The sequence below is a fragment of the Celeribacter baekdonensis genome, from assembly GCF_003047105.1.
In the GTDB taxonomy this organism is placed as follows: domain Bacteria; phylum Pseudomonadota; class Alphaproteobacteria; order Rhodobacterales; family Rhodobacteraceae; genus Celeribacter; species Celeribacter baekdonensis_B.
Map to the genome: position 1 here is coordinate 550,417 of NZ_CP028475.1, position 26,871 is coordinate 577,287.

Here is a 26,871-nt window from a genome sequence, read left to right on the forward strand (position 1 = left end):
TTGCTCACAGCTCTATTTTTGCCGCAAGACCGAAATCAAGTCTTGTGCGGCGCCTCGCAGCGGGTGGCCACGGCGAAAAAACAGGATCAACGGCACATTCGGCATGTGACGCACCGGGCGACAGATCAGGTCGGGCGTGGTGAGCCGATCCGCCGTCAACCGATCAATCACCCCAATTCCGCCACAGCTCGCCACCATTTCGCAGACCGTTGAACAAAACGGCACTTCGCAGCTTGGGCGGTAACTCAGCCCGTGGTGTTGAAAGGCGGATCGGATCGCATCTCCCATGGGGGACCAGCTTGGGTCATAGGCGACCAACGCGTCATCTGCGAGATGATCGAGGGTCAGTTCCGGGGCGGCGCTCAGGCGATGGCGCGCCCGCATCACCGCCCAAAGCGGCACTTCCATCAGCGTCTCAGCCTGAAAATCCGCCTTGGTCGGAAAGGCCATTTGCAGCCCAAAATCCGAGCGCCCCGTGCGCACGTCTTCTTCGGGATCGGTGACCCAAAGCCGCAATCCCCGTGGCCAGCCTTCAAATCCCGCTTGCGCCAATTTTGGCCCCAAAAAACCCTCGACAATTGCGGGGGTGGCGGACAGGCGCACTTGTGAAATGTCGTCATGGCGCAGGCTGCGAATGCGCTCATTGACCCGCGCTTGGGTGGCAAAGATGCCCGTGACTTCGGCAAAAAGCGCCTGCGCCTCAGAGGTGGGTTCAAGCCGGTTGCCAACCCGTTGAAACAACATCAGACCGAGCCGAGATTCGAGACGTTTGATCTGGCCGCTGACGGCGGGCTGTGACACGCCCAGCACGCGGGCGGTTTCGGTGGTGGTGCCCACACGCATCAGCGTGCCAAACAACTCGATTTCACGCAGATTCATTATCACCTCAGTTATAGAATGACTATTTTATATAATTTTACTTATCATAAATGCGGGTGCTATCCAAGATCAACAGCGGCAAAAGCCGTATCTCAGGAGTGACACCCGTATGTTTTTGACCCAGACCCAAGAGTGGACCCGCCGTGGCGCGGCCTTGATGGCCGAGATGCAGGCGCATTTTGATCATCGCGGGTTGCGGGCCGATGCCATGGGGTTGGTGGTGTTTGAACGGGGTGCATCCGGTCAGGCCGAAGGCTTTGCCTGGCGCGGTGATTGGCCGTGTTACCCCTGTTCTTTGGTCAAGGTCTTTCATCTGGTGCATGGGCTGTCCATGGTCGAGCGCGCTCAGATTGCGATGCACGCCGACCTTGATCGAGCCTTGCGCGACATGATCCTGTGGTCATCGAATACGGCGACCAATTACGTGATTGATCTGGTGACGGGCACGACGGGGGACACGTTGCTGTCGGGGCAGGCGTTTGACGAGTGGCGCACGGCGCGGGAGCGACTGAACGGGTTTTTTACCGATCTCGGTTGGGCGGAGTTTGCGGGGTGCAACCTGTCGCAAAAGCTGATGGACGACACGCGCTATGGCCGCGAAGCGCAATATGCCGGGGCCGACGGGGCCTATTTGAACGTGCTCACGCCGCTCTCAGTGGCGCGATTGATGTGGGAGCTGTTTGAGGGCGATGTGCCGCTTTCTGGGCCGTATCTAGAGCGTGCGCGCGGGGAATTGTCGCGTGTGTCGACGCATCCAGAGGCCAAAAATTCGGCCTATCAACTGACTGAATTTCTTGGTGGTGGTCTGCCGGATGGCACCGAGCTGTGGAGCAAAGCCGGGCATAATCTATGGACCGGCGCATTGGAAAGCTCCTATTTCAAACACGACATGCTGCGTTGGGTGCGCCCGGATGGCCGCCCGATCTATGTGGTTTTGATGACCAAAGGTCAGGCCTTGGCGGAGACCGATCCACAGGTGTTCCCCGACATCGGGCAGCTGCTTTATGCGCGGCTGAATATGGCCGAGCCGGTCGAGGCGCTGTGATGACGCACGGTTTTGATCCCACGCCGGCTTGGTTTGGCGATTGGATGCCAGTCGGGCAAGGGCATCGGATTTGGATTGAGCAGTCCGGCAATCCCAAGGGCAAACCTGTGGTGGTGCTCCATGGTGGTCCGGGCGGCAGCAGTGGCCCCGAACTCCGTCGGTTTCATGACCCAGAGCGCTACCGCATCATCACCTTTGATCAACGCGGCTGTGGCCGCTCGACGCCTTTTGCCTCCATTGACGCCAACACCACATGGGATTTGCTCGCCGATCTCGAAATCCTGCGCGCATATCTCAATTTGGAGCGCTGGCAGGTGGTTGGCGGCTCATGGGGCTCCACCTTGGCGCTGGCCTATGCGGTGCGCCATCCAGAACGGATCAGCGAATTGGTCTTGCGTGGGATTTTCCTTGGGACAGAGGCCGAGGTGGCATGGTTTTACCAATCCGGGGCCTCGATGATTTTCCCCGAAGCCTTTGCCGATTTCTGCGCGCCGATCCCCGTGGCAGAGCAAAACGATCTTTTGGCGGCCTATCACGCCCGGTTGTTTGGCACCGACCCGGTGGCGCAATTGGCCTGTGCGCAGGCCTGGAGCCGATGGGAGGGCGCGGCGCTGTCGCTTATTCCCGATCCGGTGCGTATCGCCGACTTCGAAACGCCCGAGACCGCCACGGCTTTGGCGCGGATCGAATGCCACTATTTCACCCAAGGCTGTTTCTTTGAAACGGACGGTTGGCTTTTGACCCAACTCGACGCGCTGCGCGGCATCCCCGGTCATATCGTCCATGGCCGCTACGACATGGTGACGCCGATGCGCAGTGCTCATCTTTTGGCGCAGGGCTGGCCTCAGGCGGGCCTGAGCATTGTCGATGACGCGGGTCATGCCGGGGCCGAGCCAGGCATCACATCGGCAATGATCGCCGTAACCCAAGGCTTTGCGGATCTTCCGCCCTGACCAGATTTCACACAACGACCCCCGAAATGGGGGCATCTTCTCTTCCAACAGATTGGACACTCTATGACACAGACGATACCCCACCCTCTCAAACCTCTCCTGATGCGCAGCGCCGCTGTCGTGCTTGTTGTGTCGATGGCCACCGCCGCCATGGCCGAAACCACGCTCAACCGGGGCAATTTGGATGACCCTGAATCGCTTGATCCGCATCGCACCTCGACATTGGCCGAGGCCAACCTGATGCGTGATCTGTTCAGCGGTTTGGTGTCACTTGACGCTGGCGCGCATCTGATTGCGGGCGCGGCCGAAAGCTGGGCCGTCTCTGAGGATGGACTGACCTACACCTTTACCCTGCGTGCCAATGGCACATGGTCGGACGGCAGCCCGGTGACGGCAGAGGATTTCGTCTATTCGTGGCGCCGGGTGGTGACGCCTGAAACGGCGGCTGAATATGCCTATATGCTTGCCCCGGTGAAAAACGCCTCTGCGATCACGGCGGGCGAACTGGCCCCCGAGACATTGGGGATCAAGGCTCTTGATGCTCATACGCTTGAGATTTCGCTCAACGCGCCGACACCGTATTTCTTGCAAATGCTGACGCATCAATCGACCTATCCGGTGCAAAAGGCCAATATTGACGCTTTTGGCAATGCGTTCACCAAGCCCGGCAATCTGGTGTCAAACGGGGCTTATGTTTTGGCGGATTTCGTCCCCAATGATCACATCACCCTGACCAAAAACGACGCGTTCTTTGCCGCCGACACGGTGTCGATTGAGACGGTGAACTATTTCCCCACCGCCGATGCCGCCGCCGCAGTCAAACGGTTTGAGGCGGGCGAGTTGGACATCAATCGCGATTTTCCGACAGAGCAAACCGAAGATTTGAGCGCCAAACTGGGCGATCAATTGCGGGTCGGACCGATCCTTGGCACCTATTACTACGGGTTCAAAATGGACAAAGCCCCATGGAACAACCCAAAGCTGCGCCAGGCGATTTCGATGTTGATTGACCGCGAATTCCTGGCCGAAAAAGTGTGGCAGGACACGATGTTGCCAGCCTATTCGTTCGTACCACCGGGCATTGATGGCTATGATGGCGTGGCTTTGGATTATGCCGATATGTCGCCTTTGGACCGCGAAGATGCCGCTGTGGCCATCCTGACCGATCTTGGCTACGGGCCGCAAAACCCGCTGGCGATGGAGCTGCGTTACAACACCTCCGACAACAACACCAACACCGCCGTGGCGATTCAAGAAATGCTTGCGCCCTTTGGCATTCAGGTCAGCCTGGTCAATGCCGACACCAAATCGCATTATGGTCATCTTGAGGCCAAGGGCGATTTCGACATCGCCCGCGCCGCGTGGTTTGCCGATTATTCCGACCCGGAGAACTTCTTGTCGCTGTGTTCCTCTGGGACGGGCAACAATTACACGCAATATTCCAGCGCTGCGTTTGATGATCTGATGGCACAAGCCGCAAATGAGGCCGACCCAGTCCAGCGCATGGCCGATCTCGCAAAGGCTGAAGCCGTCGGTGTCGCACAGGATTTGTGTGTCATGCCTTTGATGTTCTACAGCTATCACAACCTCGTCTCGGACCGGATTTCCGGCTGGCAAGACAATGTGATGGACGTCCATCCGAGCCGCTTCCTGAGCGTCGAGTAAACCATCTCCCTCGGCCTTCGGGCCGGGGGCCATCCCCGGAGGACGCGCCGATGCTCCGCTATATCCTGAGGCGCCTTGCGACCGCCATTCCGACGCTTTTTGCCGTCATCACCCTGTCGTTTTTCATGATGCGTATCGCGCCCGGTGGTCCGTTTGACCAAGAGCGCGCCCTGGACCCGGTGATCCGCGCCAATATGGAAGCGGCCTATCACCTCGATCTGCCGCTGTGGCACCAATATCTGATGTATCTCGGCAATCTGGTCCAAGGCGATCTGGGGCCAAGTTTCACCATGCCCGAATTCACCGTCGCCGAACTGTTCAAATCGGGGCTACCGGTCTCTGTCCAATTGGGCGGCTGGGCCTTGCTGACGGCGCTGATCCTCGGCGGAATTTTGGGCATCATGGCGGCGCTGCGCCAAAACGGTTGGGTGGATTTGGCCGTGGTGTCGATTGCAACCGCGGGCAGCACAATCCCGACCTTTGTCGTCGCCCCGGTGTTTCAGTTGGTCTTTGGCCTGAGCTTGATGTGGTTGCCTGTTGGCGGCTGGCAAGACGGGGCGGTCCAAAACATGATCGGCCCTGTGGTGTGCCTGATGTTGCCGCAACTCGCCGTGGTCGCGCGCCTGATGCGCGGGTCTATGATTGAAGCCTTGCGTGCCCATCACATCCGCACGGCGCGGGCCATGGGCCTGTCCGATTGGTCGGTGATCGGCCGCCACGCTTTGCGCTCCGCCGTTTTGCCGGTGGTGTCCTATGCGGGGCCTGCGGCGGCGGCGTTGTTGACCGGGTCCGTCGTGGTCGAAACCATCTTTTCCGTGCCGGGTGTGGGGCGGTATTTTGTCGATGCGGCGCTCAATCGCGATTACACTGTGGTGATGGGTGCGGTCGTGGTGGTGGCGATTTTCACCATTCTTTTCAATCTGATCGTGGATGTTCTTTATGCGGTTATTGATCCGAGGGTGCGCTATGCGTGAGCCGTCCTCTTCCCGACAAAGCCAACCCCGGCAAAGCCAATCTTTGTGGAGCAAAGCCTGGGCTCGGCTCAAACGCAATCGGGCGGCGATGGTCAGTCTGGCCTATTTGCTCACGATGGTTTTGGCCTGTGTCTTTGGCCCGATGTTGGCCGCCAACAGCTATTCCAAACTGTTCCAAAGCTACACCCGCGTGCCCGCCAGCCTGACCGCCTATCCCCGCGCCGAACAGATCGGTCCGGCGATTGAGGCGACAGCGGCACGGGCGCGGGTTGAGATCAAGGACTGGCAGATTGAGGAAGACAGACTGGTTCTGTCGGTCAGCTCAAAGCGGGCGATTGATCCGCGCGTTGTGCAGTATTTTGACCGCTCCGATCTGTTCGAAGGCGCGACATTCACGCCCGTGGATGACACCCACGCACAGATCACCGCAGACATTGAACGCCATTACTTTCTCTTTGGCACCGATGCCACCGGGCGCGATCTGTTTGCCCGCACCTTGATCGCCGGGCGGGTGTCCTTGTCCATCGGTGTTCTGGCCGGGTTGGTCGCGGCGGGGATTGGTGTGTTTTATGGCGCGATTGCCGGGTTTGTTGGCGGGCGCACCGATCAGATCATGATGCGCATCGTTGATGTGCTCTATTCGCTGCCGTTCATCTTTTTCGTCATCATGCTGGTGGTGTTTTTTGGCCGCAACTTCCTACTGATGTTTGTTGCCGTGGGCGCGGTGCTGTGGCTTGATATGGCACGGATTGTGCGCGGGCAAACCCTGTCACTGCGGCGTCAGGAATTTATCGAGGCGGCGGAGGCGATGGGGGTTGGTCCCTTTGCCATCCTGACCCGCCACATCATTCCAAACCTGCTGGGGCCGGTGATCGTCTTTATGACGCTTTTGGTGCCGAATGTGATTATCCTTGAAAGCTTTTTGTCCTACTTGGGCTTTGGCGTTCAAGAGCCGATGTCAAGTTGGGGCATCCTGATCGCCCAAGGTGCGCGCGCCATGCCCTCGGCCAATTGGATGTTGATCTTCCCGGCCTTTTTCCTGATTTCGACCCTCTTCGCGCTGAATTTCCTCGGTGATGGATTGCGCGATGCTCTTGACCCAAAGGACCATTGATATGACTGCTGTGCCAGACGCCCCGCTGTTGCAGGTTCGTGATCTCAACGTGCATTTCGCCACGCCCGAGGGCGAAACGCGGGCGGTGAAAAACGTGTCTTTTGAACTGCGCGCGGGCGAAACCATCGCCATTGTCGGCGAAAGCGGCTCTGGCAAAAGCCAATCCATGATGGCGGCGATGGGGCTTTTGCCGGACAATGCCCGCACCGAAGGCGACATTCTCTTTAAAGGCCGCAATCTTTTGGGGCTGCCGCGCCGGGCATTACGCGAATTGCGCGGTGCGGAATTGGCGATGATTTTCCAAGAGCCGATGACCTCGCTTGATCCGCTCTACCGCATTGGCGATCAGTTGATCGAACCGATCCGTCGCCACAGCCGTCTGAGTGTGAAAGCGGCACAGGCGCGGGCGCGCGAAATGCTTGACCTGGTGCATCTGCCCAATCCCGAACGCATTCTGCATGCCTATTCCTATGAATTGTCCGGCGGTCAGCGCCAAAGGGTGATGATCGCGATGGCGCTGGCCAATGATCCGGCGCTGTTGATCGCGGACGAACCGACCACGGCGCTGGATGTGACCATCCAGGCCGAAATTTTGACGCTGATGGCCAACCTCAAAGACCGGCTTGGTATGGGGATGGTGTTCATCAGTCACGATCTGAATGTGGTGCGCCACATTGCCGATCGGGTCTATGTGATGCGTCAGGGTGAGGTGGTTGAACAGGGACCGGTGGCACAGATTTTTGACGCACCACAACATCCCTACACCCGCGCTTTGATTGATGCCGATCCCAAGGGGCAAAAAATACCCGCCGCGCCTGAGGCGCCGGTGGTCCTGCGCGCGCGCGATGTGTCGGTGACACTTGGCACCGGCGCGCATGAGGTGAAAGCCGTACAGGGGCTTAATCTTGATCTGCATGAGGGCGAGACGGTTGGCATCGTTGGCGAAAGCGGCTCTGGCAAATCGACCTTTGCCCGCGCGCTTTTGCGGCTCAATCAATCCTCCGGTGACATCCGTTTTGATGGCGTTCCGATTGTGGGTCTGACACGACGGCAAATGCGACCACATCGCGCGCAGATGCAGGTGGTGTTCCAAGACCCGTTTGGCGCCCTCAGCCCACGTATGACCGCCGGGCAGATTGTGACCGAGGGGCTTTTGGTCCATCGCCCCGATTTGCGCCGCGCCGAGCGGGACCGTCTGGCGGGAGAGGCCTTGGCCGAGGTTCAACTCGATCCCGATCTGCGCAATCGCTATATTCATGAATTCTCCGGCGGTCAGCGCCAGCGCATCGCGATTGCCCGCGCGTTGATCCTTAAGCCTCGGCTTTTGGTGTTGGACGAACCCACATCGGCGCTTGATCGTTTGGTACAGGCGCAGGTGGTGGATCTGTTGCGCGGGCTGCAAACGCGGCATAACCTGACTTATCTGTTCATCAGTCACGACCTTGCCGTCGTGCGCGCAATGGCGGATCGGGTGATGGTGATGCAGGCGGGGCAACTGGTCGAAGAGGGCATGTGTGCCGATGTGCTAAGCGCGCCGCGTGAGGCCTATACGCAGCGCCTGATCGCCGCCGCTTTTGAGAAAACGGTGGAGCGGCCTGACATGGCGCTGTGAGCGGGGAGGGACCGTACAGGCGTGTCATCTTTTGAGCCAACCGATGCTGATTTTCCTACACAAGGGACACGGGCTCGGTTAGGAATTTATCATGATGAAACGTGACACAGAGCTGAACCGCCTGCCTTTGGCGGACCCCAAAATGACCGATGCGCCGCGCGCGCAAAAGCGATCGCGCCCGGTCCGGGTGGCGGATCAGATCAAGCGCTGGGTGGTCGAACGTGATTTGCGCAAAGGCGCTAAATTGCCAAATGAGGCGGAGATGATCACCCAGTTTGGCGTCTCCAAAGGCACGGTTCGCGAAGCCATGCGCATCCTTGAGGCACAGGGGTTGATCGTGACCAAAACAGGCCCCGGAGGCGGCAGTTTTGTGGGCGAGGTTAGCAAAGACAGGGCCATGTCATTGCTTGGAAACTATTTTTATTTCAAAGACTTGTCTCTGTCTGATATTTATCAGATCCGAAAGGTGCTTGAGCCTGAATTGGTTGCGGATCTTGCCGGGCATTTGTCGCAGGCGGAGTTGGCGGAGCTGCGTGAGTTGGCGCATCAACACCCCGAACCGGCGCGCAGCCCCGAGGAAGAAAAACAGCAACACATCACCTCATTGCAGTTTCACGCGCGTTTGGCCGATGCCGCAGGGAATGAATTGATGGGGTTCGTGATCGCCTTTATGGCGCGTATTTTGACCGATTTGACGGTCTATCGCCGCCTCTATGCGGCTCCGAACAAAGCGATGTGGGAGCGGGGACGCAACCACCAGATTGAGCTTGTCGAAGCGTTGGAGCGGGGCGATGGCGCACGGGCGCGTGAGATCATGCGCTCACATATGGAAGGCGCAGAAACGATGATGCACGCGCAGGAAATGCGGATCACCCGCGAATTTATGAGCGAATGAGCCGGGCAGGGCGCGCGCGCCTATGTTGATGTGTCGGGCCGGTCTGCGGGCTGATGGGGGGCATGGGTGCGATTGTTGAGCACCGGAACCTCGCCCAACCAATTGCAATAAGGAGGCTGGGCGACATGGTCGGCTAAGTTGGCGAGGGCGTTCAGAGGGGTCTCACTATAATCAATGCGCAAGTCCAGCGGCGGGGCATCGGGCGAGAGAACCAACAGCGCCGCCGATTGCAGTCCGCGCACATCGCTGCCCGCAGATTCAGCGGCGCGCAAAGCGTGGATCAACCGGATTTGCGGCGGGCCTAAGCTGGTTTGAAACCCCTCGATCAGGGCGTCAAGCACGACGCGTGATTGGATCATATTGCCCGCCACAACAATGTTTTGCGCGGCAATCACCCCGGCATAGGCCACGCTTTGCGCGCCGGTGAACCCGGCGGTGCCACCAAAGCGATCAAGCACGCTCAATTGCCGATGGTCGCGTCCGCTGTCGGCACCGGTGAGGGAGGCAACCACATCGGCGGCATGGTCTCCGGCATAAAGGCGGCGCATCGCGTCGTCGCGCCAAAAGCTGCTGGGGGCGGTGCCTTGTGATGCGCACAGGCCCGATTCGATGTCACCCCGCAAAACCCAGCCGCCAACACACAAACTGCCCGTCGCGGCCGCCCCGGCGTAAACGCCTGTTTTTACGTCATATGTAAGAATGGAAAATGTCATAGTGGTCTCTCTAACATATTTTTCTTGAATTTATCATGATGATTTGAGCAAATACAATTAATCATGATAAATAAATTGAACAGTGAGGACCCGCTATGACCTTCCTAACTTTGACCCGCCGCGCGTTGCTTTCGGTGACGGCCGCGACGGCACTCGCTTTGTCGATGGGCGCGGTACAGGCGCAAACCCCGGAAGATGTGTTGATCGTTGGCCAGATTGCAGAGCCGCAAGCGCTTGATCCTGCGGCTGTCACGGCGGTGAATGATTTCCGCATTCTGATGAACATCTACGACGGTCTGGTGCGCTACAAGGACGGCACGTTAGAGGTCGAACCCGCGCTGGCGCGAGACTGGACGATTTCAGAGGATGGCACGGTTTACACGTTCACCTTGCGCGATGGGGTCACATTTCATGACGGCAGCGCTTTTGACGCCGAGGCGGTGAAATTCAATTTTGAGCGGATGCTGGATGAGGCGCACCCCTATCACGACACCGGACCTTTCCCGTTGGCGTTTTTCTTTTCCTCGGTCAAAAGCGTCGATGTGTTGGACCCGATGACCGTGCAATTCACCTTGGACGCGCCTTACGCGCCGTTTTTGTCCAATCTGGCCTACCCAACGGGGTTGATCGTGTCGCCCACCGCCGTGAAAGAATTCGGGGCGGATTTTGGGCGTCATCCTTCGGGCACGGGCCCGTTTACCTTTGACACATGGCGCAGCAACGAGGCCGTGGTGGTTCAGGCCAACCCGGACTATTGGGACGGCGCGCCAGAGCTGCAAACAGTTGTGTTCCGCCCGATCACCGATGCCAACACCCGCACCGCCGAAATGCTCGCCGGAGGGATCGACTTGATGGTCGAAGTGCCGCCCGTGGCCCTGAGCGAATTTCAAGGCGAGGCTTTCAACGTCTATGAACAGGCCGGGCCGCACCTTTGGTTTTTGATCCTGAACGCGAAAGAAGGCCCCTTTGCCGACAAGCGGCTGCGTCAAGCGGCGAACTATGCGATCAACAAAGAGGCGATCGTCAATGATGTGCTCGAAGGCACGGCTGAGGTGGCCGCTGGCCCGACCCCGCCCGCCTTTGCCTGGGCCTATAATGATGCGCTTGACCCCTATCCCTATGATCCCGAGCGCGCGCGGGCGCTGATTTCCGAGGCCGGAGCCGAAGGGGCGGAGCTGACGTTTTATGTCACCGAAGGCGGATCGGGGATGTTGGACCCGGTGGCCATGGGCACCGCGATGCAAGCCGATTTGGAAGCCGTGGGGTTTGACGTCAAGATTGAGACCTATGAGTGGAACACGTTCTTGGGCAATGTGAACCCCGGTCTTGAGGGCAAAGCGGATATGGCGGAAATGGCGTGGATGACCAATGACCCGGACACGTTGCCGTTCTTGGCGTTGCGCACCGAGGCATGGCCCGACAAAGGCGGGTTCAACTCCGGCTATTATTCCAACCCGAAGGTGGATGACTTGTTGGATGCCGCTCGCGTTGAAACCGATCAAGCGGAGCGCGCACGCCTCTACAAAGAGATGCAAACCCTCGTGCATGAGGACGCGCCTTGGGTGTTTGTCGCCAACTGGAAACAGAATGCGGTGACGTCGGATCGGGTCGAAGGGTTCTCGCTTCAGCCATCGTTCTTCTTGCTTTTGGGCGATGTGACCAAAAACTGATCGCGGCTTTTGACGCTTTGGCCCTGTCGGCGGCTGGCTGGCAGGGCTCCTTTTTCAGACCGTCTTTTATCACGGGATTAGGACATGACTGGATATATCCTCAAGCGGTTGATCTCGGCCATCCCGGTGTTGCTTGGCATCAGCATCATCGTTTTTTTGATCATGGCGATGATCCCGGGCGATCCGGCGACGGCGATCCTTGGATCCTATGCCACGCCGGACAATGTTGCAAAATTGAACCGTGATCTGGGCCTCGATCAAGGTCTGGTGCCGCGCTATTTCATCTGGCTGAGCAATATGTTGCACGGCGATTTTGGCCGCAGCTTTGCCCTCAATCGCCCGGTGTTGGATGAGGTGACGGATCGGTTCGGGGCCACACTTGTGTTGGCGGGAACGTCTTTTGTGATGTGTTCGATCCTTGGCATCGTTGCCGGGGTGATTTCGGCGGCGCGCCAATATGGTTTGGCCGATAAGGCGATCACTTTTGTCGTTCTTTTGGGCATCTCCATCCCGTCATTTTTCCTCGGCATGATGATGATTTTGATCTTTGCCGTGCGGCTGAAATGGGTCCCGGTGTCGGGCATGTGGCCGATCTACGGCGACCGCACTCTCTGGGTGTTGCTCAATCATTTGGCCATGCCTGCCTTTGCTCTGGCAGTGGTGGCGACCGGGGTGATTGCGCGTCTGTCACGCTCGGCGATGTTGGAAGTCCTGCGCCAAGATTTCATCCGCACGGCCCGCGCCAAAGGCGTGCGCGAGCGTGGCGTGATTTGGCGGCATGCCCTACGCGCGGCGATGGTGTCGATCATTCCGGTGCTGGGCATTCAGGCCGGGTTCGTGCTGTCCGGCGCGGTCTATATCGAGATGGTATTTCAATGGCCCGGCGTTGGCCGGATGTTGGTGGATGCGATCCTCAAACGCGATATTTTACTGGTGCAGGGCGGGGTGGTGTTCATTGCCGCCTGTTATGTGCTGTTCAATATCCTTGTCGATGTGGCGCAGGCGATGCTTGATCCGAGGATCAAGACATGATGGCGTTTCTCAAACTTTTGGCCCGCAATCGCTTGGCCTTGGTCGGGCTTGTGGTGATCTGCGCCGTCGTGGGGTTGGCTGTGATCACGCCGCTTTTGCCGCTGGCCGACCCGAATGTGACGGACACGGCCAATCGGTTCAAACATCCATTCACCGCAGGCGCGCTCTTGGGCACCGATCATTTGGGCCGCGATCTGTTGAGCCGCTTGCTTTGGGGCACCCAACTCAGTCTGGCGATGGGCTTTGCCGCCGCAGTGATTGCGGCGGCTTTGGGATCGGCGGTGGGCATCATTGCGGGCTATTATGGCGGGCGCATCGACAACCTGATCATGCGCGGTGTCGATATGTTGATGGCCTTTCCCTATATCCTCTTGGCGCTGGCGATTGTTGCCGCGCTTGGCCCCGGTTTGACCAATGCATTGATCGCGGTGGCGGTGGTGAACGTGCCGTTCTTTGCCCGCAATATACGCGGCATCACAGTGGGGATCGCGCATAAAGAATTCATCGACGCCGCACGTTTGGCCGGGATGCGCGACCGCGACATCATCTTTTCCGAAATTCTGCCCAATGTGGTGCCGGTGATCGTCATCGCCATGTCGACCACGATTGGTTGGATGATTTTGGAAACGGCAGGCCTGTCGTTTTTGGGCCTTGGTTCGCAACCACCACAGGCGGATTTGGGGTCGATGTTGGGCGAGGCGCGTTCGGCGTTGATCACCAACCCGCACACTTCCATCGTGCCGGGGGTGATGATTTTGCTGATCGTGATGGGGATCAACCTGTTGGGTGACGGGGTCCGCGATGCGTTGGACCCGCGGTTGAAATCCGGCGCATTGAGCCGTCCGATGGCAGCGACAAAGGTGGATCGCACCGGTCCGGGTCCAGCCGCGCAGAGCCAAAGCCTGTTGGACATCACCGGGCTGCGCACCGAATTTCGGGTGCGGGGCCGGGTGTATCAGGCCGTTGGTGGCGTTGATTTGCATGTGGCCAAGGGCGAATGCCTTGGCATCATTGGGGAAAGCGGTTCCGGCAAATCGGTGACCGCGCTCAGTATTATGGGGCTTGTCGCCTCGCCGCCCGGTGTGATCACCGGCGGTGCGGTGCATTTTGACGGGGTGGATCTGATCGGCGCGCCTTATGAGGTGTTGCGCAGCCTGCGTGGGCGCCGTGTCGCCTATATTTTCCAAGACCCTTTGGCGACCCTGCATCCGCTCTATAAGGTCGGCGATCAGTTGATCGAAGCGATCCAAAGCCATGACCCGGTCTCGCGTCAAGCGGCCCATACCCGTGCCATTGCTTTGCTCAAATCGGTACGTATTCCCAATGCCGAAAGCCGGATCGACAGCTATCCCTTTGAAATGTCAGGTGGAATGCGTCAGCGCGTGGGGATCGCGATGGCCTTGGCCAATGATCCCGATGTGATCATCGCGGACGAACCGACCACTGCGTTGGATGTGACCGTTCAGGCGCAAATTCTTTCGGTTCTAAGCGATCTGCGCCGCGAACGCGGCTTGGCGATCATCTTTATCACCCATGATTTTGGCGTGGTTGGCCAATTGTGCGACCGGGTGGCGGTGATGTACGCGGGCCGGATTGTCGAAGAGGGGCCAACCGAGGCGGTGCTGCGCGCGCCGCAACATCCCTACACCAGCCGTTTGATCGACTGTGTGCCAACATTGGGCGGGGGACAGCGCAAATTGGCGGCGATCCCCGGTCTGCCGCCGGTGGTGGATCGACTGCCGGAGGGCTGTGCTTTTGCCGAGCGCTGTGACAAGGCGCACTCTGCCTGCCGAACGGGAGAGATCGCCTTGGCCTCCACCGGTCCAGGCCGCAAAACCCGCTGCATTGCCCCAGACCAACCGAAGGAGGCGCTGTCATGACTGCGGCTTTGACCCTGACGAACCTGTCGAAATCCTTTCCCGTCGGCAAGCGCCTGTTTGGCCGCCCAAAGGCGATGGTCCATGCGGTTCAGCCGCTCGACATCACGGTGCAGACGGGGGAGACATTGGGCATTGTGGGCGAGTCGGGGTGTGGAAAATCGACCTTGGCCAAGATGTTGGTTGGGTTGTTGCCCCCCAGCACTGGCCATATCGAGATTGAAGGCGCGGCTTTGGACACTGCATCGGCAGCCGCCTTTGGCAAGCGCATTCAATACGTGTTCCAAGACCCGATCAGTAGCCTCAATCCACGCAAAACCATCCGGCAAATCATGGACGTGCCGCTTCGAAAGTTGCACCGGATGGACGCCGCCGCGCGCGCTGTGCGCATTCGCGAGATTTTCGATGCGGTGAACCTGCGCGAAGAATTCCTTGACCGCTATCCGCATGAGTTTTCTGGCGGGCAGGCGCAGAGGATCGGTATTGCCCGCGCCTTGGCCGCACAGGCGCGCATTTTGATTTTGGACGAACCTGTCTCTGCGCTCGATGTTTCGGTGCAGGCACAGGTGTTGAACCTTTTGGCCGATTTGAAACAGGAGTTTGGCCTCACCTATCTGTTCATCAGCCATGATTTGGCGGTGGTTGAGGCAGTCAGTGACCGGGTTGCGGTGTTGTATTTTGGCGCGGTGGTCGAGATCGGTGCGGCCCGCGACATTTTTGCCAACCCGCGCCATCCCTACACTCAGCTTTTGGCCCAAAGCGCACCTGTGGTCGGGCGACCCATTGCCGCGCCTGAACAGGCCGAAACCGAATTGCCCGACCCGTTGTCTCCGCCCACAGGCTGTGCGTTCCATGACCGTTGTGCCTATGCAACGGATCGGTGTCGTGTGGAAAGGCCGGTTTTGACGGCGACGGGGGGCGATCGCGACATTGCCTGTTTCAACCCCCTGCCAGTGTCGATGCCAGTGTCGATGCCTGCGCCGTTGCCCGAGTAGTTGCCCGTATCAGAGCGCGAAACGGCTCCATCTGCCTTGACTTCATAAGGCGACAGCGGACACTACATGTCACGGGCCTGTTGTAGGCCGTTGGCATGGGGCGTCTTTGGGCCTTGGACACGCCGTTTGAGACCGATCAAAGAAGAGGAGCCGTCAATGCGTGAAGGCGCTGTCAGATTGTCAAAGCGCGCCCAGCGTCAAAAGGACATTCTACGGATTTTGTCCGACGAACCCACGATGCGGGTCAAATCACTTGCGGCGCAATTGGCGGTGACGACGGAGACGATCCGGCGTGATCTTGAGGAATTGGCCGAACAGGGCGTGATCAGCCGGACCTATGGCGGGGCGATGTTGAAGGCGGAAAACGAGCCGGTTTTGTCGCATCGTGAACGCCATCTGGTACGAGAACGCGAAGCCATCGCGCGTCAGGCCTTTCCTGTGATCGCGGAGGGGCGCACGTTTATGATTGGGTCGGGGGCGACGACAACGATTTTGGCCAAACGGCTGGCCTTCGAGCTGCGCAATGTCACGGTGATCGCTCATAGTTTTGCGGTCGCCACCGCCTTGGCACAAAACCCAACCATTCGCACCATTATGGTGCCCGGCCTTTATCATGCCGGAGAGGGGGCGATGCATGGTGCGCAGGCGGTTCGGTTCCTACAAGATTACACCGCCGATTGGACCATTCTCGGCGCCTCCGCCTTGTCCCCGGATGGGCCGAGTGACGCCCTGATTGAGGCCGCCGATGTCTATGCGACCATGCTGCGCCAATCGACGCAGAGCCTTGTCGTCGCTGATCATAGTAAATTCGACCGCATCGCCACGGCCCGCTATGCACAGTGGAGCGACATTGACGTTTTGGTCAGTGACGGTCGGCCCGAGGGTCCGTTGATGCGGGCGCTGGAGCGCAGCGAAGTTCGATTTGTACAGGCCTCGCCACGCTGAGCCTCGGGGGACACTCTCTGTGTGGCCCGTGGGGATCACCGCGACAACGCGGTTTTGAAACAGGTGATGAATTGTGCCGCTTCGGCCTCGTTGAGGCAGAGGGGCGGGCGGACTTTCAGGGTGGCACCATAACGCCCCGCCGCGCCGATCAACACAGCTTGTTGGCGCATGGCATCCATCACCCGCACTGTCAGATCGGGATCCGGGCGCCCGCTGTGCTCATCGGACAGGTCGATGCCGATGAACAGCCCTGCGCCACGCACATCAGAGACGCGCGCATCCACAGCGGCGATCTCGCGCAGGCCGTCTTGCAACAGCGCGCCGATGGTGCGGGCGTTGGCCTGTAGCGCCTCGTCCCGGATCACCTCCAACACGGCCAAACCGGCGGCGGCGGCGACGGGATTGCCGCCAAAGGTGTTGAAATAGCCAACATCGGCGCAGAACCGATCAAGATACTCGGGGCGTGCCGCCAGTGCGGCCATCGGAAATCCATTGCCCATCGGTTTGCCCATGGTGACCAGGTCGGGAATGATGCCGTGGCGTTCGAACCCCCAAAAGGCCTCGCCCGTGCGGCCAAACCCCGGCTGGACCTCATCGGCAATGAACAGCCCCCCGGCGGCGCGGATGGTGGCCACGGCGTCGGTCAGAAATCCGGGCGGATCGGCAAAAATACCGTCCGACGAAAAGATTGAATCGACCAAAAGGGCGGCAGGCCGGATGCCGCGGCGGGCGAATTCAGCAAGCGCAGTCTCGACGCTGGTGCGAAAGCCCTTGGCAATCTCGGAGCCATAGTGATGTCGGCTGGGCGGGGGCACGGCGATGACATGCGGGGGCAAACTGCCGCGTTTGAGCGAAGAGGGCGAGACCTCCGTCACAAGCCCGGTGTTGCCGTGATAGGCGGTTTCGGTGACGATGATGCCTTGGCCGCCGGTTGCAGCTTGGGCCACTCGGATGGCAAGGTCATTGGCCTCACTGCCCGAACAAGTCATGGCAATATTGGACAGGGGCTCCGGCAGGTGGGATTTGAGGGCCTCGATATAGGTGTCGACGATGGGCACGATGTAGCGGGTGTGGATGTTGATTTTTTGAATCTGCTCCGCCACGGCCTGTGCCACCTTTGGGTGGCTGTGACCGACACTGGGCACGTTGTTGTAAAAATCCAGATAGCGCGTGCCGTCCTTTGCGGTCATCCACGCGCCCTTGGCAGAGACCATTTCAATCGGTTGGCGGTAAAACAACACCGAAGCGGCCCCGAAATTGGACAGCCGACGTTGCACGGCCGCGCTGCCTGTGGTGGCGGGATCAAACGCATTCATATCAAGGATGGGGCGCGCCCCGTCGCGGGGAGGAGAGGTCGTCATAGTTGATCCTCCAGATAGCGGGCGGCCAACTCTATGGTGCCTTGGGTGTAGCGGCCATGTCCGGCCTCGCGCGCGGTTTCTGTTTCGGCGTGGCTGGCAATCCAAGCGGTCAAAAGCGTGCGGCGGAACATGATGAAGTCGGGGATCATCGCGATGTCAGCCTCAGAGAGGGCACGCGCGCTGGCGTAGCCCTCAAGCCACGCGGTTTTCAAATCCGGTACAATCGGGTTGAGTTCGTGAAAGGAAATGGCGGCGGCAAAATCATAGATGAACCAAGAAAAACCGCAGTCGTCAAAGTCGATGACGCCAATGCCGTCGTCGCGTTGGAGCAGATTGGCCAACCGCAGATCGGCATGGATCAGGCCGAACCGATTGCCGCTTTTGCCATAGGCGTCAAGCCGGTCTTTAAGTTTATGGAGGGCACGGGTGATGAGGGTTTCGCCCGCCTCACTCAGCCCGATCGCGTCGCGCCAATCGCCCCAAAGTGGAGATGCCCCAAAGGCGCTTTCATAGTCCCATGTTTTGCGCGTGAACCCCGCCGGTTTGACCCAGGTTTCGACATGGCTGTGCAGCCGGGCAGAGATGTTGCCCAAAAGACGAAAACCGGCGATCAAAGAGGCATCTGCATCCGGTTCGCGCCCGGCCATAAAATCAAATGCGACCACATATCGGGTGTCCTCACCGTCCTGGAATGAGGTCAAATATGTGCCGTCAAGTGTCGGGACGAGGGCCGGGGTGTCGACAGCGCCTTCTTGTCGCAACGCAGAAATCCAGGTCAATTCAGACTCAATTTCTGTGACTTGATGGTAGTTTGGTCTGTGAACTCGCAGAATTATAGATGACTGCCGGTCTGGGTCCTGCGCAATGAAAGTGGCGTTCTCCGAGACTGTCAAAAGCCGCAATTCGGTTGAATCACTCAATTCCCATTGAGGAAGAAGGGATTTTAGCCCGTTTTCGAGCCGCGCGATGAAGTCGTCTTGATAGAGCACGGTGAAATTTTCCTCATTCGCCAATCTACAGTGTCATTAGTAAATCAAAAAATCTGTGACTTGCAACATTTCTCTTGCAACTGCGGAAAATTTTTGGAAGCGTGACCATAAGGCGCTCATCAGAAGCCGCTGTAAATGTCTTTCCCTCGATGTCCCGCGGCCTATGCGTGTCGCGGCCCACCTCTAAATGTCTCGGCTCGTTTGGGCCGGATGTCCGACAGATATGGAGAACACCATGAACCTTACCCGCCGGTCTTTCACCGCAGGCCTTGGGGCCGCAGGAGCCGCCAGTCTGATCCGTCCCACACGTGCTTTTGCCGAGCGCAGCAGCGAGCTTAATATCCTGTGTTGGGAAGGCTACAACACCGATGACGTGTTGGGCCCGTTCCGCGATTTGCATCCGGGCGCAACCGTGCGTGCCGAAAGTGGCACCTCTGATCCTGACATGATCAACAAGCTGCGCGCAGGGGAGGTGAAGGTTTGGGATCTGATCAACCTCAATCAGCCATGGGCGCGCGGCGAACTTTACCCGGCTGGCCTGATCAAGCCGCTCGATAAAGAGCGTTTCATGCCATATTTTGAGAAAATGACGCCGGACTATGGCACCCCTCCGTACCCGCTGGCCTTTGGTGAGGATGAGGAATTGATTGGGATGCCGCAACGCTACGGTCCATTCTCTTTCGTCGTCAATACCGACAAAATCAGTCGCGAAATGGCCGAAGATATGGGCTGGAAACTGTTCCTGGAGCCTGACATGGCGGGGCGGTTTGGCATCCTGACCTATGACAATTGGAACCTAATTCACATGTGCCTGACCGGGGATCTCAACCCGTTCAATCCGCTGGATGAGGCCGGGTTTGCCACTTTTGAAGCGACTGCCAAGACCCTTTTTGGCGGCGCGAAATTGATGACGGATGATCTTGTGGCGATGAACACCGCCTTGATCAACGGTGAGATCGACGCCTATTTCACTGGCGGCACCTATACCTCATCACCGGCGCGTCTCGATGGCATGACCCAAGTGCGGGCGGTGACGCCGAAATCCGGGCCGATTGACGGCAAAGGGGGTGTGGTTTGGGCCGAATTGACCTCCTTGGTCAACAACCCGGACGCAAGCCCCTTGGCCTCCGATTTTCTTGAGTTTGTACAAAAGCCTGAGATTGCCAAAGCCGTTGGCTTTGCCGAAGGCACCTATAATCCAGTGGCGCAAATGGGCGATCCTGAGGTGTTTGCGCTTTGGGATACGGACGAGCTTGATGCGATCCAATGGGACAGCCTCGAAGAGGAAAGCGCCCGGTCGGTCGAATACAGTTCCGTGGCCGATTACGACAAGTTGATGGAAATTTACACCAACGCACGCCGCGGATGATGTCCCCCGACGGCTGCGCTTGGCCCCTTTGGGCGCAGCCGTCCTTTTCAGAGATAGAAGAAGACGATGACGCAAGCCTCCCCGATCCTGCGGATCAACGCGCTGACCAAGACCTTTGACACGTTCACTGCGCTGCATGGCATTGATTTGAATGTCTCAGATGGTGAATTTCTGGCCATCGTCGGACCTTCCGGGTCTGGCAAAACCACTCTGATCCGCATTTTAGTGGGGATGGATGAGCCCTCGGATGGGGCGGTATGGCTGCGTGACACACGGATCGACGTGATCCCCGCCAACAAACGCCCGACCTGTATGGTGTTTCAGTCGCTGGCCCTGTTTCCACATCGCACGGTGGGTCAAAATATCGAATTTCCACTAAAGCTGCGTGGCGTGGCACGCGCGGACCGCAAGGCGCGTGCGCTCGAGCTGTTGGATCTTCTGCGGTTGCCACAGGAGTATTACGACAAGCGGATTCAGCAATGTTCGGGCGGGGAAAAACAGCGCGTCGCTTTGGCGCGGGCACTGGCCTATGATCCCGAAATCCTGTTTTTCGACGAACCCCTCTCCGCCCTCGATTACCGCCTGCGCAAGACCTTGGAGAAAGAACTCAAGGACCTGCACCGCCGCACCGGCAAGACCTTTATTTACATCACCCATTCGCTTGAAGAGGCGATGGTGATGTCAGACCGGATTGCGATCATGAAGGCCGGGCGGTTTGAACAGATCGCGCCTGCCGAAGAAATCTATGCCCGCCCGGTGTCCAAATTTGTCGCTGAATTCATGGGCGAGGTGAATTTCTTTGATCTGAGCGCGGGGGATGCCGCCGGGGTGACGATATCGCCAAGGGCCAAAACCGCGCTTGGGGCGGCCACGGGCACGTTGACGATCCGACCCGAAAGCCTTCGCACATTGGGTGCGCAGGAGACGGCGGATTTGTCCTTTGAAGGGGTGATCGTCGCCGAATATCTGCTTGGATCGCGGGTGCAATACCGGATGGAATTGGCCACGGGCCAAGAGATGATCGTCGAAGTGTTGCGCGAAAATGCGGTGTCGGGCGGGATTGGGGCGCGCTTGATCGTGGGCTGCGATCTGAAGGCGGCGCATTTGATTGAGGAGGCCCATGATGCAGCGGCGTGAACGCAAACTGGGGCTGCTCTATTCCGCACCGTTGTCGCTTTTTCTCGGGCTGACGTTTCTTGCGCCCATTCTGTTGGTCGCGGCGTTTTCGATCATGCCTGAAAAGGTGTTTACCCTGACCCAGATGCCAGATTTTTCCGCCTACCGGGTTGTGGTTGAGCAGGGCTATTGGCGCTCAGTGGCGTGGTCGCTTTTCATGGCTTTCGTGGCGACGCTGATCTTGTTGGTGGTGTGTTGGCCGCTGGCCTTTGGCATGGCGAAAGTGTTCAAACGGTTTTCACTGGTCTTGACCATCGGCGTGGTGATGACGCTGTTCGTGTCGGAAAACATCCGCCTGTTTGGCTGGGTTTTGACACTGATGAAGGGCGGGTTGATCGAAGGCTATTGGCGGCACTGGACCGGCACGGGTTTTGATGCGCCGCTGTATAATGGTCCGGTCATCGTGTTTGGACTGGTCTATGTCTATTTGCCCTTCATGTTGTTTCCGTTGGCGCAGGGCATTTCGATGGTGCCCGATGATGCCCGTCAGGCGGCCTATGATCTGGGAGCGTCGCGGTGGCAAATTCTCAAAGAAATTGATCTGCCGCTGGCGATGCCGGGGATCATGGTCGGCGCGCTTTTGACCTTTGTTTTGGCGGCGGGGGCGATGGCGGAATCCAAACTTTTGGGCGGACGCGCCATCATCACCATCGCAGACGAGGTTCAGACCGCGTTCACCTATGGCCAAAACTGGCCGCTGGGATCGGCCCTTGCGATGGTGTTGATCGCGATCATTGGCACGGTGGCCATTTGGGCGATTTCCAAAGCGGATTTGGACAAAATGATGGGGCGAAAATCATGAAAACCTCTCGTCTGTCTGCCGCATGTCTTGTGGCCTATGGCTGTGTGATCCTGGCCTTTTTGTACCTGCCTTTGGTGTCGGTCGGCCTCGCGTCCGTGTCGAAAGCGCGCTACCTGTCTTTTCCGATCAAAAAATACGCCTTTGGCTGGTATGAAGAGGCGGTGACCTCGGGCACGGTCCACACGTTGTTGACGATTTCTCTGAAGGTTGCGGGCATCGTCACTGTGGCCTCTATGATCATCGGGTTCTTTGGCGCACTGGCCTTTGCCCGCTACAATTGGCGCTATCGCAAGACCTATCAAAAGCTCATCCTGTTGCCGATTTTCTTTCCTCAGACCGTGCTTGGGCTGGCGCTTTTGATGTGGTTCAACGCGCTCGGGATCATCCCGTCATGGAAAACCGCCATCATCGCGCATTTGGTCTGGATCGCGCCCATCGCCACGCTGGTGGTGTCGATCCGGGCATTTTCTTTTGATGCCGCGTTAGAGGAAGCCGCGCGCGACATGGGGGCGACACAGTGGCAAACCCTGAAAGAAGTCACCATTCCTCTGTTGATGCCGGGGGTAACCTCAGCGGGGTTGTTTGCCTTTTTGCTGAGCTGGGGCAACTTCCCTCTGTCGCTGTTTTCAACTGGCGCTGACAGCACCTTGCCCGAGTGGTTGTTTGCGAAAATGGTGTCCGGTTATTCGCCACTTGTGCCCACAGTCGGCATGTTGACTGTCGCCACCTCAGCCATTTTGGTGTGCGCGGGCTTGCTTTTGGCTTGGGCGTTCAAACGGCTGCGCGCGCCCTCCTGATACAGATCACACATCCATAAAGACCATCCATAAAGACCATAAGGGAGCCTCCCATGTTGAGCACAATCGCAGGAAAAACCACCATCGTCACAGGCGGTTCGAAAGGCATCGGCAAAGGCATTGCCAAGGTGTTTGCCGCCCAAGGGGCCAAAGTGATGATCGCAGCCCGCACAGAAGAGGCCGCCAAAGCCGCCGTTGCCGAGATTACAGCCGCAGGTGGCACAGCGGCCTATCATCTGTGCGATGTTGCTGATTGGGCCGAGGTCGAGGGGCTGATCACGGCGACAAAAGCGGCCTTTGGCTCTGTTGATATCCTCTGCGCCAATGCCGGTATTTTCCCGCAAAAGAAGATGGTCGATATGAGTGCTGAGGACTGGGACGGGGTCATGGCCACCAATCTCAAATCGACCTTCCTCTGTGTCAAAGCCTGTATTCCCGAATTTGAGGCCAACGGGCAGGGTCGCGTGATTGTCACCTCTTCGATCACCGGGCCGGTGACCGGCTATCCGGGGTGGTCGCATTATGGCGCATCGAAGGCCGGTCAACTTGGCTTTATCAAAACCGCCGCGATGGAACTGGCGCGGTACAACACCACGATCAATGCGGTCATGCCCGGCAATATCGTGACCGAGGGGCTTGAGGGGTTGGGAGAGGGGTATCTCGCCACGATGGCGGCCTCGATCCCGTTGAAACGGTTGGGCTCGGTCGAGGACATTGGCAACGCGGCGCTGTTTTTCGCCTCTGATGAGGCGGGTTATATCACCGGACAGCAGATCGTCGTGGATGGCGGGCAAATTCTGCCGGAAAGCCTTGAGGCGATTGCGGAGATTTGAGCGATGGGGTGGAAAACGGAATGGCGCTCCTTTTATTATGAGACTGCCGAAGAGCCTGCGGATCTTCTTCTGGAACCACAGGAAACGGCGCTGTTGGTGATTGACCTTCAAAACACCTATCTTGAGGTGCCAGAGGCGCCCGAAGACGCGGCGCGGTGGCAGCCGTTTTTGACCCGGATGCAGGAGATCGTCCTTCCCAACACCCGTGCGGTGCAAGACTGGGCGCGGGGGCAGGGGATTGAGGTGATCCATGCCCGCATTGCCTGTCTCAAACAGGACGGGCGGGACAGATCGCTGAGCCAAAAGAAACCGGGGTTCAACCATTTGCTTCTTCCGAAAGATCGCGCCGACAGTCAGATCATCGAAACTGTCGGACCGCTGGCGGATGAGATTGTGGTGACGAAGACCACGGATTCGGCGCTGACCGGCACGAACCTGCGGATGGTGCTGCATAATATGGGGATCAAGCGGGTGATTTGCGCCGGGATTTTCACCGACCAATGCATCTCCTCCACCGTGCGCAGTTTGGCCGATGAGAGCTTTGATGTGATCGTTTTGGAAGATTGCTGTGCGGCGGCGACGCGGGCGTTGCATGAGCATGAGCTTCGGGTCATCAACATGATTTATTGTCAGGTGATGGCCGCTGATGAGCTAAAATCGTTGATCGTCTGAGGCCGCTGAACGCAAGCCCCGCTCATTTGTCATGGGCGGGGCTCTTTGGTCAGGGATCAGTCAGAGGGCCTAAAGCAAACTGCCCGCATCGACGGTGTCGATCCCCAAAGCGTTCCCAACCGCAGCATAGGTCAATTGCCCGGCATGGACATTGAGACCGTTCAACAGATGCGGATCGGCGCGGCAGGCCTCTTTCCATCCCTTGTCGGCCAGAGCCAACATGAAGGGCATGGTGGCGTTGCCAAGCGCCAACGTCGAGCTGCGCGCGACCGCACCGGGCATATTGGCGACGCAGTAATGCATCACGCCATCGACTTCATAGATCGGATCTTGGTGGGTGGTGGCACGCGAGGTTTCGAAACAGCCGCCTTGGTCAATTGCCACATCGACCAGAACCGCACCGGGTTTGAGGTCTTTCAACTCATCACGCGAGATCAGTTTGGGGGCGGCGGCACCGGGGATGAGGACCGCGCCGACGATCATATCGGCCTGGCGCGCCAGATCCAGAGTGGCGGCTTTGGAGGCGTAGCCGGTTTTGAACATGCCGCCGAATTGATCGTCGAGCTGCCGCAACCGGGGCAGGGAGCGGTCCAACACGGTGACATCCGCCCCCATGCCCGCCGCAATCCGTGCGGCATGGGTGCCAACAACGCCGCCGCCGATGACCAGCACACGCGCAGGGGCCACGCCCGGCACACCGCCCATCAATACGCCGCGACCGCCATTGGCCTTTTGCAGGGTCCATGCGCCAACTTGCGGTGCCAAACGGCCCGCCACTTCGGACATCGGCGCCAAAAGCGGCAAGCCGCCGCGCGCGTCGGTCACGGTTTCATAGGCGATACAGGTTGCGCCGGAGGCCATAAGCGCCTTGGTTTGCGCCGGATCGGGGGCGAGGTGCAGATAGGTGAAGAGAATTTGACCCGCGCGCAGCATGGCGCATTCGACCGGCTGCGGCTCTTTGACTTTGACAATCATGTCGGCGCGCTCAAACACGGTTACGGCGTCGGGGGCAATTTCTGCACCTGCTGCGATATAATCATCATCGGTGAACCCTGCGCCAACCCCCGCGCTGGTTTCGATCAAAACGGTATGGCCATGCGCCACGGCTTCGGCCGCAGCGTCGGGGGTGAGGCCGACACGGAATTCTTGAGGTTTAATCTCTTTCGGACAACCGATGCGCATAAATGTCTCCTGTTGGATTGCGGTGTGGTTGCCGAGAGTTTCGCCCGATTTTAGGGAGAAATCGTACCGAAATACGGGATATATGCAAAAAATATGGGAGAATAATTTAGTTTAATCAAAAATACCGGGACGTATCTGCGCTGCAATGCAGCGTCATCTGGGATTTATCCCGCGCTTAGAAATCGCGCCGAAACGAGAGAGAGCAATCGACCGCGTTGTAATCATAAAGCGCCACGTTTGAGCCGTGATCGCGTAGGGTGCAAGAGAGCATCGGGGAGGTGTCGCGGAGTTTGAGTTTGGCATGAGACAGGCCTAAACTTACCTCATTGACTTGATCCTCGCGGGCATAGGACAGCGCGGTGAACGTGTCATCATAGGACCGCAACGTGGCGGCCGCCCCCAATTCCCAAGACAGGCCGGATGCAGTGGTGCGGCCATATCGGGCCCCCAGTTTGATGGAGCGGTAGGACAGGCTTTCACGGGTGAGATCGGCCTGTTCCAGAGTGGTTTGAACCGCGATCTGGGATCTGCGGGACAAGGGGTGGGTGTAGCCGATGGACAGCGCGGTGGTGAGGCCATCGCGATAGGCGTAATAGGCCTCATCTGAGTTGCGGACACTTGCGGTGAACGACCCACGCAGGGTGTCGCCGGAGGCAAGTTTTCGCGCCGCAGACATTGAAAGACCAACGGCGGTCCAATCGAGCGACGGGTCTCCATCATGTTCAGAGTATTGCGCCATGTCGTGGAACAGGCTGAGCGCATAGGTGGCGCCGGTGCCGTACCATTCATGACCCAACCTCAGGCGTAGAAAGGCCGAAGACAGATCACGGTCACTGTAGAGGTTGCCCCCAAGATCCACACCGATCGAGATTTCCCGCCCCGGCTGATAGGCGCGGGCGGCGCTGGTGGAGAGGGTGAGGTTGAGGCCAAGGCCGCTGTGATCTTTGTCGCTGTCACCAAGGTAATAGGTGCCACCGTCGGTGTAAAAATAACTCTGCGAGCTGGCGCGTTTGAGGTTGGTTGAGGGGGCAAGGGCGGCCGAGGTGCCAAAGGTGAGGGGCTTGCCGTCCCGCAGTTTGGCCAAGGCTTTTTGATAGGTCAGGCTATGGGAGGGGTGATCCGTGTCGGTGAACAACAACCAACGCAGGCGGTCGTAGGCGCGCTCCTTTTTACCAGCCCGTGCATCGGCCTGTGCGCGGACGAGGTTTGCGATCACCTCTTGCGGCTCAAGCGCGTGCGCGGGGAGAGCGACAAGCGGCAGCCCGAGTGCCAAGAGGCAACCGGCAATCCGTGTCAATCTGCGTGCGAGCCTCGCGTGGTG

Annotated in this window: 24 protein-coding genes; 18 read left to right on the plus strand and 6 right to left on the minus strand. The window is 58.7% G+C overall.

Annotation, left to right across the window (positions count from 1 at the left end; all coding sequences use genetic code 11):
* Nucleotides 1–12: 12 nt before the first annotated feature.
* A complete protein-coding gene (locus DA792_RS06145; protein ID WP_107719038.1) occupies nt 13–879 on the minus strand; it encodes a LysR family transcriptional regulator in 867 nt (288 codons plus the stop codon).
* 109 nt (nt 880–988) lie between these two features.
* Between DA792_RS06145 and DA792_RS06150 the strand changes: the two genes are divergently transcribed.
* From DA792_RS06150 to DA792_RS06180, 7 genes are all read left to right on the plus strand, one after another.
* Complete coding sequence (locus DA792_RS06150) at nt 989–1,924, plus strand: serine hydrolase (protein ID WP_107719040.1); 936 nt, start codon at nt 989–991, stop codon at nt 1,922–1,924.
* A complete protein-coding gene (gene pip / locus DA792_RS06155) occupies nt 1,924–2,877 on the plus strand; it encodes a prolyl aminopeptidase (protein ID WP_107719042.1) in 954 nt (317 codons plus the stop codon). The genes DA792_RS06150 and pip overlap by 1 nt, the downstream gene beginning before the upstream one ends.
* 63 nt (nt 2,878–2,940) lie before the next feature.
* Nucleotides 2,941–4,542 carry a peptide ABC transporter substrate-binding protein gene (locus DA792_RS06160; protein WP_199908127.1) on the plus strand — a complete coding sequence of 534 codons (1,602 nt, stop codon included), beginning with the start codon at nt 2,941–2,943 and terminating at the stop codon, nt 4,540–4,542.
* 50 nt (nt 4,543–4,592) lie between these two features.
* Nucleotides 4,593–5,516 carry an oligopeptide ABC transporter permease OppB gene (gene oppB / locus DA792_RS06165; RefSeq protein ID WP_107722580.1) on the plus strand — a complete coding sequence of 308 codons (924 nt, stop codon included), beginning with the start codon at nt 4,593–4,595 and terminating at the stop codon, nt 5,514–5,516.
* Nucleotides 5,509–6,630, plus strand: a complete 1,122-nt coding sequence (locus DA792_RS06170; protein ID WP_199908128.1) for an ABC transporter permease — start codon at nt 5,509–5,511, stop codon at nt 6,628–6,630. Before oppB ends, DA792_RS06170 begins: the two co-directional genes overlap by 8 nt.
* Nucleotide 6,631: 1 nt before the next feature.
* Nucleotides 6,632–8,242 carry an ABC transporter ATP-binding protein gene (locus tag DA792_RS06175; protein WP_217621087.1) on the plus strand — a complete coding sequence of 537 codons (1,611 nt, stop codon included), beginning with the start codon at nt 6,632–6,634 and terminating at the stop codon, nt 8,240–8,242.
* A 94-nt stretch (nt 8,243–8,336) separates the two neighbouring features.
* Entirely contained in the window at nt 8,337–9,137 is an 801-nt protein-coding gene (locus tag DA792_RS06180) for a FadR/GntR family transcriptional regulator (protein WP_107722582.1), read from the plus strand.
* Nucleotides 9,138–9,157: 20 nt separating this feature from the next.
* On the opposite strand, the gene DA792_RS06185 is transcribed toward DA792_RS06180, so the two are convergent.
* Nucleotides 9,158–9,850, minus strand: coding sequence for a DUF1028 domain-containing protein (locus tag DA792_RS06185; RefSeq protein WP_107719048.1), 693 nt, complete (start codon nt 9,848–9,850; stop codon nt 9,158–9,160).
* Between the two features lie 95 nt (nt 9,851–9,945).
* Between DA792_RS06185 and DA792_RS06190 the strand changes: the two genes are divergently transcribed.
* The 5 genes from DA792_RS06190 to DA792_RS06210 all read left to right on the plus strand — a co-directional run bounded on the left by DA792_RS06190 (nt 9,946) and on the right by DA792_RS06210 (nt 16,369).
* Nucleotides 9,946–11,520: an ABC transporter substrate-binding protein gene (locus tag DA792_RS06190; protein WP_107719050.1), complete on the plus strand. Its 1,575-nt coding sequence runs from the start codon at nt 9,946–9,948 to the stop codon at nt 11,518–11,520.
* A gap of 84 nt (nt 11,521–11,604) precedes the next feature.
* A complete protein-coding gene (locus DA792_RS06195; RefSeq protein WP_107719052.1) occupies nt 11,605–12,552 on the plus strand; it encodes an ABC transporter permease in 948 nt (315 codons plus the stop codon).
* Complete coding sequence (locus tag DA792_RS06200) at nt 12,552–14,432, plus strand: dipeptide/oligopeptide/nickel ABC transporter permease/ATP-binding protein (protein WP_107722583.1); 1,881 nt, start codon at nt 12,552–12,554, stop codon at nt 14,430–14,432. The genes DA792_RS06195 and DA792_RS06200 overlap by 1 nt, the downstream gene beginning before the upstream one ends.
* Nucleotides 14,429–15,424 carry an ABC transporter ATP-binding protein gene (locus DA792_RS06205; protein ID WP_107719054.1) on the plus strand — a complete coding sequence of 332 codons (996 nt, stop codon included), beginning with the start codon at nt 14,429–14,431 and terminating at the stop codon, nt 15,422–15,424. The genes DA792_RS06200 and DA792_RS06205 overlap by 4 nt, the downstream gene beginning before the upstream one ends.
* 156 nt (nt 15,425–15,580) lie before the next feature.
* Nucleotides 15,581–16,369 (plus strand): DeoR/GlpR family DNA-binding transcription regulator, encoded by a 789-nt coding sequence (locus tag DA792_RS06210; RefSeq protein WP_107719056.1) that lies wholly within the window; start codon nt 15,581–15,583, stop codon nt 16,367–16,369.
* A gap of 35 nt (nt 16,370–16,404) precedes the next feature.
* Here DA792_RS06210 and DA792_RS06215 read toward each other — a convergent pair whose 3' ends face one another.
* Both DA792_RS06215 and DA792_RS06220 read right to left on the minus strand, forming a co-directional pair.
* Nucleotides 16,405–17,730: an aspartate aminotransferase family protein gene (locus DA792_RS06215; RefSeq protein ID WP_107719058.1), complete on the minus strand. Its 1,326-nt coding sequence runs from the start codon at nt 17,728–17,730 to the stop codon at nt 16,405–16,407.
* Complete coding sequence (locus DA792_RS06220; protein WP_254679369.1) at nt 17,727–18,743, minus strand: phosphotransferase enzyme family protein; 1,017 nt, start codon at nt 18,741–18,743, stop codon at nt 17,727–17,729. The genes DA792_RS06215 and DA792_RS06220 overlap by 4 nt, the downstream gene beginning before the upstream one ends.
* Nucleotides 18,744–18,954: 211 nt before the next feature.
* Between DA792_RS06220 and DA792_RS06225 the strand changes: the two genes are divergently transcribed.
* The 6 genes from DA792_RS06225 (at nt 18,955) to DA792_RS06250 (ending at nt 24,368) form a co-directional block, all read left to right on the plus strand.
* Nucleotides 18,955–20,088 (plus strand): ABC transporter substrate-binding protein, encoded by a 1,134-nt coding sequence (locus DA792_RS06225; RefSeq protein ID WP_107722585.1) that lies wholly within the window; start codon nt 18,955–18,957, stop codon nt 20,086–20,088.
* A gap of 66 nt (nt 20,089–20,154) precedes the next feature.
* Nucleotides 20,155–21,225, plus strand: a complete 1,071-nt coding sequence (locus DA792_RS06230; RefSeq protein ID WP_107719060.1) for an ABC transporter ATP-binding protein — start codon at nt 20,155–20,157, stop codon at nt 21,223–21,225.
* Nucleotides 21,209–22,066, plus strand: coding sequence for an ABC transporter permease (locus DA792_RS06235; RefSeq protein WP_254679370.1), 858 nt, complete (start codon nt 21,209–21,211; stop codon nt 22,064–22,066). Before DA792_RS06230 ends, DA792_RS06235 begins: the two co-directional genes overlap by 17 nt.
* On the plus strand, nt 22,063–22,863 hold the full coding sequence (locus tag DA792_RS06240) for an ABC transporter permease (RefSeq protein ID WP_107719065.1): 801 nt from the start codon (nt 22,063–22,065) through the stop codon (nt 22,861–22,863). Before DA792_RS06235 ends, DA792_RS06240 begins: the two co-directional genes overlap by 4 nt.
* A 53-nt stretch (nt 22,864–22,916) precedes the next feature.
* Nucleotides 22,917–23,696 carry a 3-oxoacyl-ACP reductase FabG gene (fabG, locus tag DA792_RS06245; protein ID WP_107719067.1) on the plus strand — a complete coding sequence of 260 codons (780 nt, stop codon included), beginning with the start codon at nt 22,917–22,919 and terminating at the stop codon, nt 23,694–23,696.
* Nucleotides 23,697–23,699: 3 nt separating this feature from the next.
* The gene (locus tag DA792_RS06250) at nt 23,700–24,368 is read left to right on the plus strand and encodes a cysteine hydrolase family protein (RefSeq protein ID WP_107719069.1); all 669 of its coding nucleotides are present in this window, start codon (nt 23,700–23,702) and stop codon (nt 24,366–24,368) included.
* Between the two features lie 69 nt (nt 24,369–24,437).
* Here DA792_RS06250 and ald read toward each other — a convergent pair whose 3' ends face one another.
* Nucleotides 24,438–25,550 carry an alanine dehydrogenase gene (gene ald, locus DA792_RS06255; RefSeq protein ID WP_107719072.1) on the minus strand — a complete coding sequence of 371 codons (1,113 nt, stop codon included), beginning with the start codon at nt 25,548–25,550 and terminating at the stop codon, nt 24,438–24,440.
* Nucleotides 25,551–25,725: 175 nt separating this feature from the next.
* Complete coding sequence (locus DA792_RS06260; protein ID WP_159075183.1) at nt 25,726–26,847, minus strand: surface lipoprotein assembly modifier; 1,122 nt, start codon at nt 26,845–26,847, stop codon at nt 25,726–25,728.
* Between the last annotated feature and the right edge of the window lie 24 nt (nt 26,848–26,871).

Coding starts and splice junctions, on each gene's coding strand:
- DA792_RS06190 (WP_107719050.1), top strand. CDS start 9,946: ATGACCTTCCTAACTTTGACCCGCCGCGCGTTGCTTTCGGTGACGGCC.
- ald (WP_107719072.1), bottom strand. CDS start 25,550: ATGCGCATCGGTTGTCCGAAAGAGATTAAACCTCAAGAATTCCGTGTC.
- DA792_RS06150 (WP_107719040.1), top strand. CDS start 989: ATGTTTTTGACCCAGACCCAAGAGTGGACCCGCCGTGGCGCGGCCTTG.
- DA792_RS06250 (WP_107719069.1), top strand. CDS start 23,700: ATGGGGTGGAAAACGGAATGGCGCTCCTTTTATTATGAGACTGCCGAA.
- DA792_RS06180 (WP_107722582.1), top strand. CDS start 8,337: ATGAAACGTGACACAGAGCTGAACCGCCTGCCTTTGGCGGACCCCAAA.
- DA792_RS06230 (WP_107719060.1), top strand. CDS start 20,155: ATGACGCAAGCCTCCCCGATCCTGCGGATCAACGCGCTGACCAAGACC.
- DA792_RS06240 (WP_107719065.1), top strand. CDS start 22,063: ATGAAAACCTCTCGTCTGTCTGCCGCATGTCTTGTGGCCTATGGCTGT.
- DA792_RS06195 (WP_107719052.1), top strand. CDS start 11,605: ATGACTGGATATATCCTCAAGCGGTTGATCTCGGCCATCCCGGTGTTG.
- oppB (WP_107722580.1), top strand. CDS start 4,593: ATGCTCCGCTATATCCTGAGGCGCCTTGCGACCGCCATTCCGACGCTT.
- DA792_RS06200 (WP_107722583.1), top strand. CDS start 12,552: ATGGCGTTTCTCAAACTTTTGGCCCGCAATCGCTTGGCCTTGGTCGGG.
- DA792_RS06225 (WP_107722585.1), top strand. CDS start 18,955: ATGAACCTTACCCGCCGGTCTTTCACCGCAGGCCTTGGGGCCGCAGGA.
- fabG (WP_107719067.1), top strand. CDS start 22,917: ATGTTGAGCACAATCGCAGGAAAAACCACCATCGTCACAGGCGGTTCG.
- DA792_RS06160 (WP_199908127.1), top strand. CDS start 2,941: ATGACACAGACGATACCCCACCCTCTCAAACCTCTCCTGATGCGCAGC.
- DA792_RS06170 (WP_199908128.1), top strand. CDS start 5,509: ATGCGTGAGCCGTCCTCTTCCCGACAAAGCCAACCCCGGCAAAGCCAA.
- DA792_RS06215 (WP_107719058.1), bottom strand. CDS start 17,730: ATGACGACCTCTCCTCCCCGCGACGGGGCGCGCCCCATCCTTGATATG.
- DA792_RS06145 (WP_107719038.1), bottom strand. CDS start 879: ATGAATCTGCGTGAAATCGAGTTGTTTGGCACGCTGATGCGTGTGGGC.
- DA792_RS06175 (WP_217621087.1), top strand. CDS start 6,632: ATGACTGCTGTGCCAGACGCCCCGCTGTTGCAGGTTCGTGATCTCAAC.
- DA792_RS06210 (WP_107719056.1), top strand. CDS start 15,581: ATGCGTGAAGGCGCTGTCAGATTGTCAAAGCGCGCCCAGCGTCAAAAG.
- DA792_RS06185 (WP_107719048.1), bottom strand. CDS start 9,850: ATGACATTTTCCATTCTTACATATGACGTAAAAACAGGCGTTTACGCC.
- DA792_RS06235 (WP_254679370.1), top strand. CDS start 21,209: ATGATGCAGCGGCGTGAACGCAAACTGGGGCTGCTCTATTCCGCACCG.
- pip (WP_107719042.1), top strand. CDS start 1,924: ATGACGCACGGTTTTGATCCCACGCCGGCTTGGTTTGGCGATTGGATG.
- DA792_RS06205 (WP_107719054.1), top strand. CDS start 14,429: ATGACTGCGGCTTTGACCCTGACGAACCTGTCGAAATCCTTTCCCGTC.